We start from the raw sequence: 15,491 nt of genomic DNA on the forward strand, positions 1-15,491 counted from the left end.
GTGTCGCTAAGTGTTGCGGGGGCGCCGGGAATTTGTCATTCCTGATGCACAATATTCATTTTTAGGCCAGAATTCCGACGGCGGATTCGGCTGCCGCGCGGATCTCGCCTGACGCGACGAGCCGGTCTGCGGCCTCCAGTTCCGGCGACAGGAACCTGTCGGTTCCCGGACCGTCCACCACGTTGCGAAGTGCCGCGATGACGGCAGTGCCGGCCGGTCCCGGCGTCAGTTCCCCTCCGGACAGCTGGGTCCGCATGTCGATGGCCCGCGCCGAGGTCACCAGCTCGATGGCCAGGACGCGGCGCAGGTTCTCCACGGCCTTCCTCAGCTTGCGCGCCGCGTGCCAGCCCATGGACACATGGTCCTCCTGCATGGCGGAGCTCGGGATGGAATCCACCGAGGCAGGAACGGCGAGCCGCTTGTTGTCCGAGACGAGCCCGGCCTGCGTGTACTGGGCGATCATCAGGCCGGAGTCCACCCCGGGATCCGCGGCCAGGAAGGCCGGCAGCCCGTGTGAACGCGCCGGGTCCAGCATGCGGTCCGTGCGGCGTTCCGCGATGGAGCTCAAATCCGCCACGGTGATCGCCAGGAAGTCCAGGACATACGCCACGGGGGCGCCGTGGAAATTGCCGTTGGAGCTGACCCGGCCGTCCGGCAGGACCACGGGGTTGTCGATGGCTGCGGCGAGTTCACGCGAGGCGACGAGCGCCGCGTGGTCCACCGTATCGCGGACGGCACCGGCCACCTGGGGTGCGCAGCGCAGTGAATACGCGTCCTGCACCTTGGTGTCGTTGATGCGGTGCGACGCCACGATCGGGGAATTGGACAGTACCCGCAGCATGTTGTCCGCAGACGCCGCCTGGCCCGGGTGCGGGCGGAGCGCGGCGTGCAGCTCGGGCAGGAACACCTGGTCCGTGCCGAGCAGCGCCTCGACGCTGAGCGCGGCGGTGATGTCCGCCGTCGTGAGCAGCTGGCGGATGTCCGCGATGGCCATCAGCAGCATGCCCAGCATGCCCTCAGTGCCGTTGACGAGCGCCAGCCCTTCCTTCTCCGCGAGCGTGACGGGTTCGATCCCGTGTCCAGCGAGGAGCTCGGCGACGGTGCGGCCGCCCTTCGCGCCATAAAGCTCACCGTCGGGGCCGGTCGCTTCCCCCTCGCCCATCAGCACCAGGGCGCAATGGGACAGCGGGGCGAGGTCGCCGGAGCAGCCGAGCGAGCCGAATTCACGGACCACCGGCGTGATGCCGGCGTTGAGCACGTCCACCATGGTCTGCAGGACGACGGGCCGGACGCCGGTGCGGCCGGAAGCGAGGGTCTTGGCGCGCAGGAACATGATGCAGCGGACCACTTCGCGTTCCACGGCCGGGCCCATGCCGGCGGCGTGGCTGCGGATCAGTGATTTCTGCAGTTGGGTGCGCAGCTCGTTGGGGATGTGCCGGTTGGCCAAGGCCCCGAAGCCGGTGGAGATGCCGTAGGCGGGAACCTCGCTGTGTGCGAGGTCGTCGATGTGGGCGCGGACCTTTGCAACCGTGTCCAGCGCTTCCTGGGAGATGGTCACCTTGGCGTCGTGGCGGGCGACGGCGACAACGTCCTCGGGGGTCACGCCGCTGGAGCCGAGGGTGACAGTGAGCGGTGCTTGCGTTATGACAGTCACTTTGCAGTTCCTTCGTTCATCGGGATGCGGACGCCGCGTTCTTGGGCGACGTCGAGGGCGCGGTCGTAGCCGGCGTCGGCGTGGCGGATGACGCCCATGCCGGGGTCGTTGGTGAGGAGGCGTTCGAGCTTCTGCGCGGCGAGGTCGGTGCCGTCGGCGACGGAGACCTGGCCGGCGTGGATGGAGCGGCCGATGCCGACGCCGCCGCCGTGGTGGATCGAGACCCAGGTCGCGCCGGAGGCGGTGTTCAGCAGGGCGTTCAGCAGCGGCCAGTCGGCGATCGCGTCGGAGCCGTCGGCCATGGCCTCGGTTTCCCGGTACGGGGAGGCGACGGAGCCGGAGTCGAGGTGGTCCCGGCCGATCACGATGGGTGCTTTGACTTTGCCTTCCTTGACCAGCTGGTTGAACAGCAGCCCGGCTTTGGCGCGTTCGCCGTAGCCGAGCCAGCAGATCCGCGCGGGCAGGCCCTCGAACTCGACCCGTTCCTGTGCTGCGTCGATCCAGCGGTGCAGGTGCTTGTTCTCCGGGAACAGTTCCTTGATCGCCGCGTCGGTCACGGCGATGTCCTCGGGGTCCCCGGACAGGGCGACCCAGCGGAACGGGCCCAGGCCCTCGCAGAACAGCGGCCGGATGTAGGCCGGGACGAAGCCGGGGAACTCGAACGCCCGGTCATAGCCGCCCGTGCGGGCCTCGTCCCGGATGGAGTTCCCGTAATCGAAGACCTCGGCCCCGGCGTCCTGGAACTCGACCATGGCCTGGACCTGGCGGGCCATCGAGGCCTGGGCCTTCTTGGTGAACCCTTCGGGGTCCGCGGCGGCCTCGGCCTGCCACTCGTCCACGGTGATGCCCTCGGGCAGGTAGCTCAGCGGGTCGTGCGCGGAGGTCTGGTCCGTGACGATGTCGACGGTGAGCTCGCCGGCGGTGTGGCGGCGCAGGATTTCGGGGAAGACCTCGGCGGCGTTGCCGACGTAGCCGACGGACCAGCCGCGGCGTTCTTCCTTTGCCTTGAGGACTTTGGCGATGGCGGCGTCGAGGTCGGTTTCGACCTCGTCGAGGTAGCGCTTGCCGGCGCGGCGGCGCAGCCGGGTCTCGTCGACGTCGACAATCAGGCAGGCGCCGTCGTTCAGGGTCACCGCGAGCGGCTGGGCGCCGCCCATGCCGCCGCAGCCGCCGGTGAGGGTCAGGGTGCCGGCGAGGGTGCCGTTCTCGTCCCCGGTGAGTTTGCGGGCGATCGCGGCGAAGGTCTCGAAGGTGCCCTGCAGGATGCCCTGGGTGCCGATGTAGATCCAGGACCCGGCGGTCATCTGGCCGTACATCATCAGGCCCTCGGCCTCGAGCCGGCGGAACTCGGGCCAGTTCGCCCAGTCCCCGACAAGGTTCGAGTTGGCCAGGAGCACGCGCGGCGCCCACTCGTTGGTGCGGAACACACCGACGGGCTTGCCGGACTGGACCAGCAGGGTCTCGTCCTTTTCCATCGTCTCCAGGGTGCGGGTGATCGCATCGAACGCGGCCCAGGACCGGACCGCACGGCCGGTGCCGCCGTAGACCACCAGGTCGTCCGGACGCTCGGCGACCTCGGGATCGAGGTTGTTCATCAGCATCCGCAGCGGGGCTTCGGTCTGCCAGGACTTGGCGGTGAGCTCGGTACCGCGGGCTGCTTTGACCGGGCGGGCACCGGTAGTGAAATCGGCGGGTGCCATGAGGGGCTCCTTCGTGTGCTTGGTGATTGGTGATGGTGGTTCGGGAGGAAAGAGGTTCTGTATCCACTAAAGCCTGTCCGGCCGGGCGGAAACAGGGCCTGCCGGCGAGTGCTGTCCGGGATTCCAGACGCGCCCGCCCTGTCCCAACTAGCTCGCATTTAACGTCGCGAAAAGCTGGTTTGACGACGTTTAGTGCCAGTCAGTTGGGCCGGGGCCGGTGAGTTACTGGGCGGGGCGGCCGTGGATGCGCACGGAGAGTTCGTCCGCCACTTTCCGGATGCGGGCGGCGAGGGCAGGCCACTGGTCCGCCGGGAGCTTGTCCTCGAGGAAGGTCACGGCGACCGCCGCCGTCGGCCATCCGACGTGGTCCGTCACTGCAGCGGCAATCGAGCCGAAGCCGGGGGTCACCTCGCCGTGTTCGGTGGCATAGCCGCGCTGCCGGACCTGGTCCAGGTGCGAGGACAGCGCCGAGTACTTCATGATGGCGCCTTCCACCTCATGCCGGGCCGTGAAGGCGGCGGTGTTCGGGTACAGCGCGCGGACCTGCGACTTGGGCAGCGCCGCGAGGATGGCCCGCCCGCTGGCGGTGAGGTGGCTGGGCAGCCGGACGCCGACGTCGGTCACCAGGGACGGCCGGTTCTTGGCGCGCTCCTCCACGATATACAGCACGTCACGGCCATGGAGCACCGCCAGGTGCGCGCTTTCACCGATGACGTCCACCAGCGAGGCGAGCATCGGCCGGCCGATCCTGGACAGCGGCTCCTGGCGCGAATAGGCGGAGCTGAGTTCGAAGGCGCTGATGCCCAGCCCGTACCGCTGCTCCTCATGCAGGTGCATCACGAAGCCGTTTGCCTCCATGACCCCCAGCAGGTGGTAGACGCTGGAGCGCGGCAGGCCCAGCGCAGTGGCAATGTTCGACGCCGCCATGGGACCGCGTTTGGAGGCCAGCAGTTTGAGGATGCGCAGGGCGTTTTCTGCCGCCGGGACTTTCGACGTCACCTTTGCTGCCGTCTTTGACGCTGCCCGTACGGGCGCCTCGTCATCGGCCATGCTGTCCTCCATCGCTCGCGGGCGGACCCTTCGACTGAAGATGGGCAGGTGTCCGGTATCCCGTACTTAAGCCTGCGCCCTGGCCGGGCACCCCGACACGCCATCGAACCACATAGCTGTCTGGGATACCAGACCTTCGTCCAGGGGAGGCGCGGCCGGTGCTTCGATGGAGGTCACGGACCGTTGCCGCCGCCGCGGCGGCCAGCGCATAAGGGTGGGGAACGCAACTATGACCAAACCGTTGGCAGGAAAAGTCGCACTGGTCGCCGGGGCCACGCGCGGAGCAGGACGCGGCACCGCCGTCGCGCTCGGCGAAGCCGGGGCAACCGTGTACTGCACCGGCCGCAGCACGCAGGGCCAACGGTCCGATTACGGCCGGCCGGAGACCATCGAGGACACTGCCGCGCAGGTCACGGCCGCCGGCGGGGTGGGCATCGCCGTCGGCGTGGACCACCTGGATCCGGCGGCGGTGGAGTCGCTCGTGCAGCGGATCGACGACGAACATGGGCGCCTGGACATCCTGGTGAACGACATCTGGGGCGGGGAAAACCTCATCGAATGGGACACTCCGGTGTGGTCGCACAACCTGGGCTCCGGCCTGCGGATGCTGCATACCGCTGTCGATACGCACCTGATCACCAGCCACTTCGCGCTGCCGCTGCTGATCCGGAACCCCGGCGGCCTGGTGGTGGAAATGACTGACGGCACCCGCGAATACAACGCGGACCATTACAGGGTCTCGACGTTCTACGACCTGGTCAAAAACTCAGTCCTGCGGCTCGCCTTCAGCCAGGCCGAGGAGCTGAAGCGATTCGGCTGCACCGCAGTGGCGCTGACCCCCGGCTGGATGCGCTCTGAAATGATGCTGGAGCATTTCGGCGTCACCGAAGCGACTTGGCGAGACGCTGAGCCAACGCAGCCCCACTTCGCCGCGATCTCCGAGAGCCCCCGTTTTGTGGGCCGCGCCGTGGCGGCCCTGGCGGCGGACCCGGACGTAAACCTCCGCACCGGCGGCTCCTTCTCCTCCGGCGGCCTGGCGCAGGAGTACGGCTTCACGGACATCGACGGCTCACGGCCCGACTGCTGGCGCTACCTGGTCGAGGTTCAGGAGGCCGGACGCCCTGCTGACGCCACCGGCTACCGCTGAGGCTCCGGGGTTGGTGTTCCGAGTTTGGGGCTCCGTTACGCAGCCGAGCGCATACCGGAGCCGCCGTTGTCCGCCATTGCTCCGGCCAAGATCTGGCTTGGCCAGTGTGGTGGTTCCCAGTCGGGTTGTTCGCTGGGATATCGGCGGCCCGTGGGTGAGGTCCAGCCGGGCGGGTCGTTAATGCTCGCGCCGGCGGGTGTCCAGGCCGTGGAGTGTTTGAGCCGGTGGTGTTTGGGGCATGGTTGTCCGAGGTTGCTGATCCCGGTGGTCCCGCCGTGCGCCCAGGCGAGGAGGTGGTCGGCCTCGTTGTCAAGGGAATGGTTGTTGCAGCCGGGGAACGGGCACTTCCCGTCCCTGAGTCGCAGCCATTGCCGCAGCGGCTGGGAAATCCGGTAGTTGGTTCGGCCTATCTCCAGCGGTGCACCATCGCGCGGATCAATCAGCACCCGCAGGAGCGATGACGCCCCGTCCGCGACGAGCGCGCGCGCCATGGACGGCGGTACCGGGCCGTACCCGTCCAACATCGCCGGTTCCTCGGTCAGGCCCAGCAGTGAGAACACCGGCACCGTAATCAGGACCTGCGCTGCGGGCGAGGGAACATCACCCAACGGCCCAAGACCGTCTTGGGCGCCCTCGGCCCGGAGAAGGTCCCGCCGCGCATCCGGCGCAAAATCCGCATAGTTGCCGTCCGGGGTAGGGTCCATGCCGTTGCCGTCCTCTCCACCACCCGCAACACCCTTCGCTGTGCCCGCCGGTGTTCGTTCACGCCCGGCGGTGAGGAGCCAGGTCGCGGCGACGTCGGCGCGGAGTTGGGTCAGGGTCCTGGCCTCATCCGGGCCCTGAAGGGCTCGCGCGGCGCTGGTGGTGCGGTCCCAGATCCCCGCGGCGGTAGCGGCCGGGAGGTAGGCGGAGAGCCAGGCCATGCCATCACGGTCCGGAACGTACTCCACCCGCCGGTCCGCGACACCACGGGCATGGCGCGTTTCGATGCTGACCGGGTGGTGCCGTTCCCGCCAGGTGCGGGCTTTCGCCCGGAACCGGCCCGGGACAAGTTCCCCGGCGGGGCAGCCGCGGGCCGGGGCGGACGCGTCCGGGTCCAGGAAATGCGCCTCCAAAGCTGCAGCTCCCACTCGGTCGAGGTTGGCGGTTTCGTCCACCATGATCCGGGCGTGCTGCCACGAAATGGTTCCAGCCTGCAGCGCGGACAATGTCAGCGGGAGGGTGCGGGTGAGCGTGTGTGCTTCGGAGAGGAAGGCACTGGCGGTGCGTTCGCTGACCGCCAGGACGCACGCGACCTCGGCGGTTATGGCCATCTCCTGGGCAGTCCGTTCCTGCGGGGACACAGCCGGCGCCGCCATCGCTGTTGCCGCATCGGCGTATTCGGCGGCCAGGTGCACCTTCAGGGCAGCCATCTCTGCTTCGACGCGGGACGCTTCGGCCAGCCCGTCCAGGCACACATCCGCCAGGTCCCGCAGAGGGTCACCACCATCCGGACCATCAGAATCACCGCGGAGCACACCAGCCAACGCCGCGACGGAAGCCTCGACAGCCTCCAACGCCCCCACCACGGCTCTGCTTTCCATACCCACAGCATCCCAGCAGGCACTGACAGTATTGGTCCCCCGGCGGGGTCACGGTCCCGGGGCCGCACCTGTCCGTTCGCGCCCACCCCCAGGGCCACACCTGCCCGTTCGCGCAAGGATTCCGGAACCGAACAGTCTGGAATGAAAGACACCAAGAGCCCGTGAGTCTGATCACAGCTGCCCCGAACGTGGTCTGCTGGATAGCGATCCCCCTCCCAATGACGAGAAGGTATTCGCATGCAACAAGCCCAGACAGAAGCCAAAACGGGGGCGCCCGACAACAGCACCAGCACCGGCGGCACGGTCCGCGCCGCCGCGGGCGCCGCCGTCGACACCGTCCTGAACCGCGGACTCAATGTCCGGCACATCCGCTTCATGGCCCTCGGCTCGGCCATCGGCACGGGGCTGTTCTATGGATCGGCCTCCGCCATCCAGAAGGCCGGCCCGGCGGTACTCCTCGCGTACATGATCGGCGGCGCGGCCGTGTTCATGGTGATGCGGGCACTCGGCGAGATGGCCGTACGGCACCCCGTTTCCGGTTCCTTTGGCCAGTACGCCAGCCGCTACCTTGGCCCGCTTGCCGGCTTCGTGACCGGCTGGACGTATGTCTTCGAGATGGCGATCGTCGCCATCGCGGACGTCACCGCCTTCAGCATCTATATGGGGTTCTGGTTCCCGGAAGTGGAGCGGTGGATCTGGGTCCTGGCCATTATCTTCTTCCTGGCGGCCCTGAACCTGCTCAGCGTCAAGGTCTTCGGCGAGTTGGAGTTCTGGTTCTCGCTGATCAAGGTGGTGGCCATCATCGCCATGATCGCCGGCGGCGCCGCCATCATCATCTTCGGCTTCCAGGCAGGCGGGGCAACAGTTGCCCCGGGCATCGGCAACCTCGTGGAGCACGGGGGTATTTTCCCCAACGGCTTCGAAGGGCTCCTGGCCTCGTTCGCCGTGGTGATGTTCGCCTTTGGCGGGATCGAGACCATCGGCGTCACGGCCGGCGAAGCGGCCGATCCCAAGAAGGTCATTCCCAAGGCAGTCAACACCGTGCCCGTGCGCGTGCTGCTGTTCTACGTTCTGACCCTGGCCGTACTGATGAGCCTGTTCCCGTGGAACGAAGTGGGCACCAACGGCAGCCCGTTCGTCCAGATCTTCAGCGGCCTCGGCATTCCGGCCGCCCCGCACATCCTCAACGCCGTGGTGATTACCGCGGCCCTGTCCGCCATCAACAGCGACATCTTCGGGGCCGGACGCATCCTCTTCGGGCTGGCCCGGCAGGGCCACGCCCCCGCCAGCTTCGGCAAGGTCTCCCGCCACGGGGTGCCGTGGATGACCGTAGTGATGATGGCAGTCGTCCTGTTGGTGGGCGTGGTCCTGAATGCTGTGATGCCAAAGGACGTGTTCCTGCTGATCGCCTCGATCGCGACCTTCGCCACAGTCTGGGTGTGGGTCATGATCCTGGCGTCCCATGTGGCAATGAAGCGGGAGATAGCACGCAAGGGCCTGCCGGCGTCGGAATTCCCGTCGCCCTGGTGGCCGGCGGCATCCATCCTGACCATCGCGTTCATGGCCCTGGTGATCGTCATCCTGGGCGCGTTTGAAGACTCCCGGGTCGCCCTCTACGTGGGCGCTGTGTGGCTGGGAGTGCTCGTGCTGGCGTACCGGCTGTGGGTCCGCGGCCACGGCCGTTCCCGTGCGGAACTGGTGGATGAGACGGCGTCGATCCCCGTGGTGGAAGCCCGCCGCTGACACGTGCCGGGCCGCGACACCTGATGGGTCACCCGGCCGGGAGCCAGTCGACGTGCGAATCGTAGTCATAGACACGGCACACCCGCCGGTCAGTCTGGGCCGGCCCGTCCAAGGGCTGTGTGGTGACGGAGAGTTCGACGTCGTAGGACTCCAGGCCGGGTCCGGCCGTTGACCGGTGCGGGGTTCCGGCATACTCCACGGAAACCAGCGAGTAGGGCCGCGGCACAACAGTTCCGCTGACAATCCCGGAGTTGGCCGCGTCGCTCTGCAGGCGGCGGCTGCAGCTGTCCGTCACGCGCTGGACTGCCTGCGCATCGGGGGCGGCACCGGCCGGTTCGCTCGCGGGCGGCTGCCCGGGCGACGGCGGTGCAGCGGGCGGTGCGGCAGCGGACGACGGCGGCTGGCCGCCTGGCGGTTGGCCCGCCGTCGGGGTGGCGGCCGGCACCTCACCGGCTGGCACCCCGGCAGATGTCGCCTGAACTGCGGGCGGGATGAGTTGAGCTGCACCGCCCGCCGCCGTCCCGGCTCCGCCGGGGATCTGGGCCAGGCCCACCACAACGGCCACCATGGCAACGGTGGCAGTAGCAACTCCCACCTGCCCGGGAATCTGCCTGCCGGAGGAATTTTTTCGCACATCCGCCCCTAACGACGTCGCGGGACGTAGTCCCCGAGCCTAGGGCCGCTGCGGCGTGCCCGCACGGGTGCGCCCTACCTGTCTTTGCGGGCAGTCACTTAGGCCGCCGCCCGGTTGCCACCTGCCCTCCCGTCTCGAAACGGGCCAAGTAGTCGGGTAAAGATTTCGAGTGCCGGACGGTACAGAAGGGGTAGGAGTTACGCGTGCGACGCGTGGGGTTTGGCTTTTAGGGTGGTCAACAGGCGCAGACCGGACGATTTGAACCCATTGTCGCAACATCCGGGCCGTCTGCGAGTCCTGCTGGTCCAGGCACTGCAAAGGAGTGGTTTCGATGAAGGATCTTCGAGTCTCCCGGCCCGCCCTCCCCCGCGACAGGCGCCGCCTGATCTGCTGGCTCAACGACGCGGCCGAGAAGGTGCGCACGGCCTCGGTGCCGTTCAAGATCGGGGACGTTGTCCTCGGCGATGACCCCTTCAACGGCCGCCGGCTAGGCGTGGTGGCCGTGATCCGCGGTACGTCGCTTGGCCTGCGGACGGCGGCCGACGCCCACCCCGACCTGGTTCCCGAGTTCGTCTATTACGACTACCGCCAGGTGAGGCGGCCGGACTAGCATCCGATCCGACGGACCGGCGGCGCTAGAATCAGGCATGGTTCCACTGAGCAATCTGCTGACGTTTGCCCTTGCCGCCGTTGTTCTGATCGCCGTTCCCGGGCCCAGCGTGCTGTTTGTGATCGGGCGCAGCCTGGCCTTGGGCCGCAAGGGCGGCCTGCTGAGCGTCCTGGGAAACGCGCTCGGAATGATTCCCCAGATCGTTGCGGTGGCGCTCGGCGTCGGGGTTGCGCTGGCGCAGTCCGTGCTGCTCTTCACGATCGTGAAGTTCGCCGGCGCCGCGTACCTCGTGTTCCTCGGCATCCAGGCCATCAGGCACCGAGGGAGAAGCACGACGGCGGCCGATCCTTCGCGGTCCGCCTCCACTTTCCGGGTTCTCCGGGAAGGCTTCATTGTGGGTGCCACCAATCCGAAGTCACTGGTGTTTTTCGTGGCCGTGCTGCCGCAGTTCGTGGAATACACCTCGGGTGCAATCCCGCTGCAGCTGGCCAGCCTGGGGGCGGTCTTCCTGCTGATCGCCTTGGTCTCCGACAGCATCTGGGCCCTCGTGGCAGGCACAGCCCGCCAGTGGTTCGCCCGCTCCCCCAGGCGCATCTCGACGCTCAGCACCACCGGCGGGGCCATGATGATCGCCTTGGGCGGGACCCTCGCTTTGACGGGCACCAAAAACTGACCCGGGACGCGTTCATCCCCGATCCAAGGGGTTCCCTGCTTCAGTCGCTGGTTTTCAGCAGGTCGTTCATGTCGAACAGCCGTTCAAGGGGGGCCGCCGTTTCCGTCAACGGCTCGTCGGATCGGCCACCGCAGTTCTCGGCCGACTTCGAGTACCGCACCTGGCCGCCGTCCAGGACATTGACCTTTGAGGCGGAGCCGCCCGTGCAGCCTGGCTTTGGTGCGGCAATATCGTGGGAACGCCCAGGCAGGGTGCCCGCCAGTTCAATGACCTTTGCCCATGTTTCGGCAGGCATCGCGGCTGTTTCCTGTCGCAGCACGTCGCCGTAGGAGTCCACGGTGATGCTGGCTTCCGTCGCCGATGCTTTGATGACGTAGCTGCGGTGGTACCGAGGCGGGACGGAACTGTCGCGGAAGTTGTACTCCACCGTGGTTTCCGCAGGATTCAGCTGAAGATCGGCGGGTGCTCCACAGGCGGTGGCCAGTCCGATACAGACCGCGGTAATAACAGTGAACGCGATGCGGCGACGCATGAATCCCCCTTTGGCGGCCGAACGTGTCATTAGCTTAGCGGGCGCGTACGGGGGCCCAGGCACGGCGTATCCTCCGCAGCCCGTAAGGACCCCTCAGCGTGCGGTGAGCCGGTACACCGACACGTGGCTGCGGGAATCTGCGGTGAATTCGCTGCGGTCCCAGTCCGCCCACCTGGATTCCAGCTCAAACCCGGCCAGCCGCGCCATGAGATCGAGTTCGCTGGGCCAGATGTACCGGTGGGGTGTCCGCCCGATCCGTGCCTCCCGGCCGTCCGCCAGGTCCGGACCGAACCGCACGTGGTGTGAGATGACGTGCTGGTGCAGCACGTCATAGGTATCGACCAGGAGGTACCCGGGCTGGCTCACCTCCACGGTCCCGCCGTGTCCGGGTGGAAGTGAACGCAGCTGTGGCACCCAAAGCTCAATGACGAAGCTCCCGCCAGGTGCAAGGTGGCGGGCAGCATTCCGGAAACACCGGACCTGCTCGTCCTGAGTCAGGAGGTTGGCGATGGTGTTGAACACCAGGAACGCAAGCGAGAAGTTTCCGCCCACCACTGCCTCGGTCATGTCGCCGTGAACGACGGGAATGTGGTCCTCTCCGACCTTCTCCCGCAGGCGGGAGATCATCGCGTGGGACAGTTCTATGCCGCTGACCTGGACCCCCGCCTCGGAGAGGGGGATGGCGACACGACCCGTGCCAATGGCAAACTCAATGGCGGGACCGTCGCCCGCGAGCTTTGACAGGACCTCCACCGTGGGGCCCAGTACCTCGGGGGAGAACATTCCCTCTCCCGGCGTGTCGTACTGTTTCGCGGTGTCGTCGTCCCAGAGCTGTTGCTGGTTGATCATCCCGCCACTATTGCACCTGACCGCGCTCATCATCTACCGTCCGGCGTCATTTCCCCGCGCCGCCGGACCTGCAGCCGGTTAGCGCGCCGACCAGCCGCCGTCCATGGTGTAGCTGGCGCCGGTGACCATGCCGGCGTCGTTCGAGGCGAGCCAGGCGACCAGCGAGGCGACTTCCTCCGGCTCCACCAGCCGCTTGATGGCGGACTCGGTGAGCATGATCTGGGCCAGGACCTCGGACTCGGGGATGCCGTGGACCTTGGCCTGGTCCGCAATCTGCGCCTCCACCAGCGGCGTGCGGACGTAGCCGGGGTTGATGCAGTTGGACGTGACCCCGTGCTCCCCGCCCTCAAGCGCCGTCACCTTGCTCAGCCCTTCCAGGCCGTGCTTGGCGGAAACATACGCGCTTTTGAACGGGGAGGCACGGATTCCGTGCACCGAGGAGAGGTTGATGATGCGGCCGAACCCGCTGGCATACATGTGCGGCAATGCCGCCCGGACCAGCAGGAACGGCGCCTCGAGCATCAGGGTGAGGATGCGCCTGAAGTCCGCGGGGTCGAAGTCCTGGATGGGGCTGATGCGCTGGATCCCGGCGTTGTTGACCAGGATGTCGCAGTCCAGGCTGAGTGTTCCCAATGCCTCGACATCCAGCAGGTCCACGGCCCAGGCGGTGCCGCCGACTTCATCGGCCAGGGCGGTGGCGCCGGCCTCGTCAATATCCGCCACCACCACCTTCGCGCCCCGTGCCGCCAGTGCACGGACGCTGGCAGCGCCGATCCCGCTGGCGCCGCCGGTGACGAGGGCCTTGCGGCCGTTCAGAGTGTTTTCCATAATTCCAGCCCTACATTCCAGAAATTCGATAGTCCAGCAAGAATCAGTCCAGCGACATAAGTCGGGACCCGGTTGGCTTAGCGGACGCCCGCGCCAACCAGGCCTTCGCGCTCGGCATCGGCCCGGTCCACGTCCTCGAGGGCGATGCCCTTGGTTTCCTTGAGGCTCAACACTGCCACCGTGGTGATCGCACACGCCACTACCAGGTAGATAGCGGTGGGCATCCATGATCCGGTGTCCTTGAGCCACTGGGTGGCCAGGAGCGGTGCCAGCGAACCGGCGAAGATCGAGGTGACCTGCGAGCCCAGCGACACACCGGCGTAGCGCATCCTGGTGGGGAAGAGCTCGGCCATGATGGCCGGCTGGCCGGCGTACATGAACGCGTGCAGGCACAGGCCGATGGTCACGGCGAGGACGATGACCACGGCGTTCTTCGTATCAAACATGGGGAAGGCGAAGAACGGCCAGGTTGCGCCGGTGATGGCGCCGATGAGGTAGACGGGCTTCCGGCCCCAGCTGTCCACCAGCCGTCCCACCTGCGGAATGACCAGGAAGTGGATGACGTGGGCGATCAGCAGCGCCAGCAGGAGCGAGGACGTGTCGTACTTGTGGACGCTTTTGAGGTAAACGATCGCGAAGCTGACCACGAGGTAGTACATGATGTTTTCGGCGAAGCGGAGGCCCATGGCCTGCAGGATGCCCTTGGGGTACTTGCGGATGACCTCGAAGACGCCGTAGCTGACGGTCTGCTCCTGCTCCAGCTGCGCCTTCGCTTCCAGGAAGATGGGCGACTCGGAGACGTTGGTGCGGATGTAGTAGCCGACGAATACGATCACGGCGGAGAGCCAGAATGCCACGCGCCAGCCCCAGCTGAGGAAGTCGGCGCTGCTCAGGACGTTGGACATGATGAACAGGACCAGGGTGGCCAGCAGGTTGCCCACCGGGACCGCGGACTGGGGCCAGCTGGACCAGAAGCCGCGGGACTTGTTGGGGCTGTGTTCCGCGACTAGCAGCACGGCGCCGCCCCATTCGCCGCCCAGCGCGAATCCCTGGATGAAGCGCAGGAACACGAGCAGTGCCGGTGCGAGGTAGCCGATGTCGGCGAAGCCGGGGAGGCAGCCCATCAGGAAGGTGGACACGCCGATGATCACGATGGTGAGCTGCAGCGTGGGCTTGCGGCCGAGCTTGTCGCCGATCTGGCCGAAGACGATGCCGCCGAGCGGGCGGGCCACGAAGCCCACGGCGTAGGTGATGAAGGCCTGGATGATGCCGTCCAGCTCATTGCCGGTGGCGGGGAAGAAGTACTTTCCGAACACCAGGGTTGCGGCGGTGGCGTAGAGGAAGAATTCGTACCATTCCACTACGGTGCCAACCATGGAGGCGGCGACGATTTTCTTGAGGCCGGCGCCCTTTGGGGCGGAAGCGGCGGGTGTTGCAGAGCGTTGTTCTACGCTCATCTTGGTTCTCCTTAGTGTCCACGTCGACACGTGCTGTGATCCACAGCACTGAATGGGCTCAAATGAGTATTGCCGCACAAACTCAGCGATTCAATGGCCAAACCGGCACCCCCTGTGTGCAGAATTGCAGATATGGATACTAATCCCGATGACCTGCTGGTCCTGCTGGCCGTCTCGCGGTCAGCCAAATTCACGACGGCGGCGCAGGCCCTCGGCCTGAACCACACCACGGTGTCGCGCCGGATTGCTGCCCTGGAGAAGACCCTGGGCGGACGCGTCCTCTCCCGGGCGGCCGGCGGCTGGGAGCTGACGGAACTCGGGGCGGAGGCCGTGCTGGTGGCCGAGCAGGTGGAAAATGCGGTGCGCAGCCTCGGCCAGCCGGGCCGGGCGCCGGATCCCATCACGGGCGTGGTCCGCATGACGGCCACGGACGGCTTCAGCGCCTACGTCGCCGCGCCCGCCGTCGCACGGCTGCGGCGCAAGCATCCCGGGCTCAGCGTGGAGATCGTGACCGTAACCCGGCGGGCCCTGCAGCAGCGGTCCGGCCTGGACATCGAGGTGGTGGTGGGCGAGCCCCAGGTGCATCGCGCCGAGGCCTTCAAACTGGGCGAATACGTGCTCGGCATGTACGCCTCCCAGGCCTATCTGGCCGAAAACGGGACCCCTGCCACGGTGGAGGAACTGACGGAGCATCCGCTGGTGTATTTCGTGGATTCCATGCTCCAGGTGGATGACCTCGATGCCCCGCGCCGGCTTGTTCCCGCCATGAAGGACGGCCTGAGTTCCACCAACGTGTTTGTCCATGTGGAGGCGACACGCGCCGGCGCGGGCATCGGCTTCCTGCCGTGCTTCATGGGCGATCTGCACCAGGACCTGGTCCGGCTGCTTCCGGACGCTTTCTCCGAGCGGCTCCCCTACTGGATGGTCCTGCGTCCGGACTCCATGCGGAGGCCGGCCGTGGCGGCGGTGGTGCAGGCACTTCGCGACCAGACCGTGGAGCACCGCGAAGCCCTCCTGGGCCGGCGCTGACG

14 protein-coding genes are annotated in these 15,491 nt (G+C 67.1%); 5 read left to right on the forward strand and 9 right to left on the reverse strand.

All coding sequences use genetic code 11. From position 1 onward, the window contains the following. Positions 1–61 precede the first annotated feature (61 nt). The 3 genes from hutH to AB0N24_RS10245 all read right to left on the reverse strand — a co-directional run bounded on the left by hutH (position 62) and on the right by AB0N24_RS10245 (position 4,404). Positions 62–1,654 carry a histidine ammonia-lyase gene (gene hutH, locus AB0N24_RS10235; protein WP_364123412.1) on the reverse strand — a complete coding sequence of 531 codons (1,593 nt, stop codon included), beginning with the start codon at positions 1,652–1,654 and terminating at the stop codon, positions 62–64. After that, the gene (locus AB0N24_RS10240) at positions 1,651–3,354 is read right to left on the reverse strand and encodes a urocanate hydratase (protein WP_364123414.1); all 1,704 of its coding nucleotides are present in this window, start codon (positions 3,352–3,354) and stop codon (positions 1,651–1,653) included. The genes hutH and AB0N24_RS10240 overlap by 4 nt, the downstream gene beginning before the upstream one ends. 222 nt (positions 3,355–3,576) lie before the next feature. After that, positions 3,577–4,404, reverse strand: coding sequence for an IclR family transcriptional regulator (locus tag AB0N24_RS10245; protein WP_364123416.1), 828 nt, complete (start codon positions 4,402–4,404; stop codon positions 3,577–3,579). Between the two features lie 229 nt (positions 4,405–4,633). Between AB0N24_RS10245 and AB0N24_RS10250 the strand changes: the two genes are divergently transcribed. Next, positions 4,634–5,551, forward strand: a complete 918-nt coding sequence (locus AB0N24_RS10250) for an SDR family oxidoreductase (protein ID WP_364123418.1) — start codon at positions 4,634–4,636, stop codon at positions 5,549–5,551. 35 nt (positions 5,552–5,586) lie between these two features. Here AB0N24_RS10250 and AB0N24_RS10255 read toward each other — a convergent pair whose 3' ends face one another. Then, positions 5,587–7,134, reverse strand: coding sequence for a DUF222 domain-containing protein (locus tag AB0N24_RS10255; protein ID WP_364123420.1), 1,548 nt, complete (start codon positions 7,132–7,134; stop codon positions 5,587–5,589). 237 nt (positions 7,135–7,371) lie between these two features. Here AB0N24_RS10255 and AB0N24_RS10260 point away from each other — a divergent pair, with 237 nt between their 5' ends. After that, positions 7,372–8,877 (forward strand): amino acid permease, encoded by a 1,506-nt coding sequence (locus AB0N24_RS10260; RefSeq protein ID WP_364123422.1) that lies wholly within the window; start codon positions 7,372–7,374, stop codon positions 8,875–8,877. A gap of 28 nt (positions 8,878–8,905) precedes the next feature. Here the strand turns inward: AB0N24_RS10260 and AB0N24_RS10265 are convergent, their stop codons facing one another. Next, positions 8,906–9,511: a hypothetical protein gene (locus AB0N24_RS10265; RefSeq protein WP_364123424.1), complete on the reverse strand. Its 606-nt coding sequence runs from the start codon at positions 9,509–9,511 to the stop codon at positions 8,906–8,908. A 331-nt stretch (positions 9,512–9,842) separates the two neighbouring features. On the opposite strand from AB0N24_RS10265, the gene AB0N24_RS10270 reads away from it, so the two are divergent. Continuing rightward, positions 9,843–10,121 carry a hypothetical protein gene (locus tag AB0N24_RS10270; RefSeq protein ID WP_104173761.1) on the forward strand — a complete coding sequence of 93 codons (279 nt, stop codon included), beginning with the start codon at positions 9,843–9,845 and terminating at the stop codon, positions 10,119–10,121. 37 nt (positions 10,122–10,158) lie between these two features. Then, positions 10,159–10,794 carry a LysE family translocator gene (locus AB0N24_RS10275; RefSeq protein WP_364123426.1) on the forward strand — a complete coding sequence of 212 codons (636 nt, stop codon included), beginning with the start codon at positions 10,159–10,161 and terminating at the stop codon, positions 10,792–10,794. Between the two features lie 40 nt (positions 10,795–10,834). On the opposite strand, the gene AB0N24_RS10280 is transcribed toward AB0N24_RS10275, so the two are convergent. The 4 genes from AB0N24_RS10280 to AB0N24_RS10295 all read right to left on the reverse strand — a co-directional run bounded on the left by AB0N24_RS10280 (position 10,835) and on the right by AB0N24_RS10295 (position 14,460). Further along, positions 10,835–11,326 carry a hypothetical protein gene (locus AB0N24_RS10280; protein WP_364123428.1) on the reverse strand — a complete coding sequence of 164 codons (492 nt, stop codon included), beginning with the start codon at positions 11,324–11,326 and terminating at the stop codon, positions 10,835–10,837. A gap of 93 nt (positions 11,327–11,419) precedes the next feature. Then, positions 11,420–12,175: a class I SAM-dependent methyltransferase gene (locus tag AB0N24_RS10285; protein ID WP_364123430.1), complete on the reverse strand. Its 756-nt coding sequence runs from the start codon at positions 12,173–12,175 to the stop codon at positions 11,420–11,422. Between the two features lie 78 nt (positions 12,176–12,253). After that, entirely contained in the window at positions 12,254–13,003 is a 750-nt protein-coding gene (locus AB0N24_RS10290) for a 3-hydroxybutyrate dehydrogenase (RefSeq protein WP_364123432.1), read from the reverse strand. Between the two features lie 77 nt (positions 13,004–13,080). After that, a complete protein-coding gene (locus AB0N24_RS10295) occupies positions 13,081–14,460 on the reverse strand; it encodes an MFS transporter (protein WP_364123434.1) in 1,380 nt (459 codons plus the stop codon). 132 nt (positions 14,461–14,592) lie between these two features. On the opposite strand from AB0N24_RS10295, the gene AB0N24_RS10300 reads away from it, so the two are divergent. Beyond that, positions 14,593–15,489 carry a LysR family transcriptional regulator gene (locus AB0N24_RS10300; RefSeq protein ID WP_104173765.1) on the forward strand — a complete coding sequence of 299 codons (897 nt, stop codon included), beginning with the start codon at positions 14,593–14,595 and terminating at the stop codon, positions 15,487–15,489. Positions 15,490–15,491 lie beyond the last annotated feature (2 nt).

The organism is Arthrobacter sp. NPDC093128 (genome assembly GCF_040683875.1).
Taxonomy (GTDB): Bacteria; Actinomycetota; Actinomycetes; order Actinomycetales; family Micrococcaceae; genus Arthrobacter.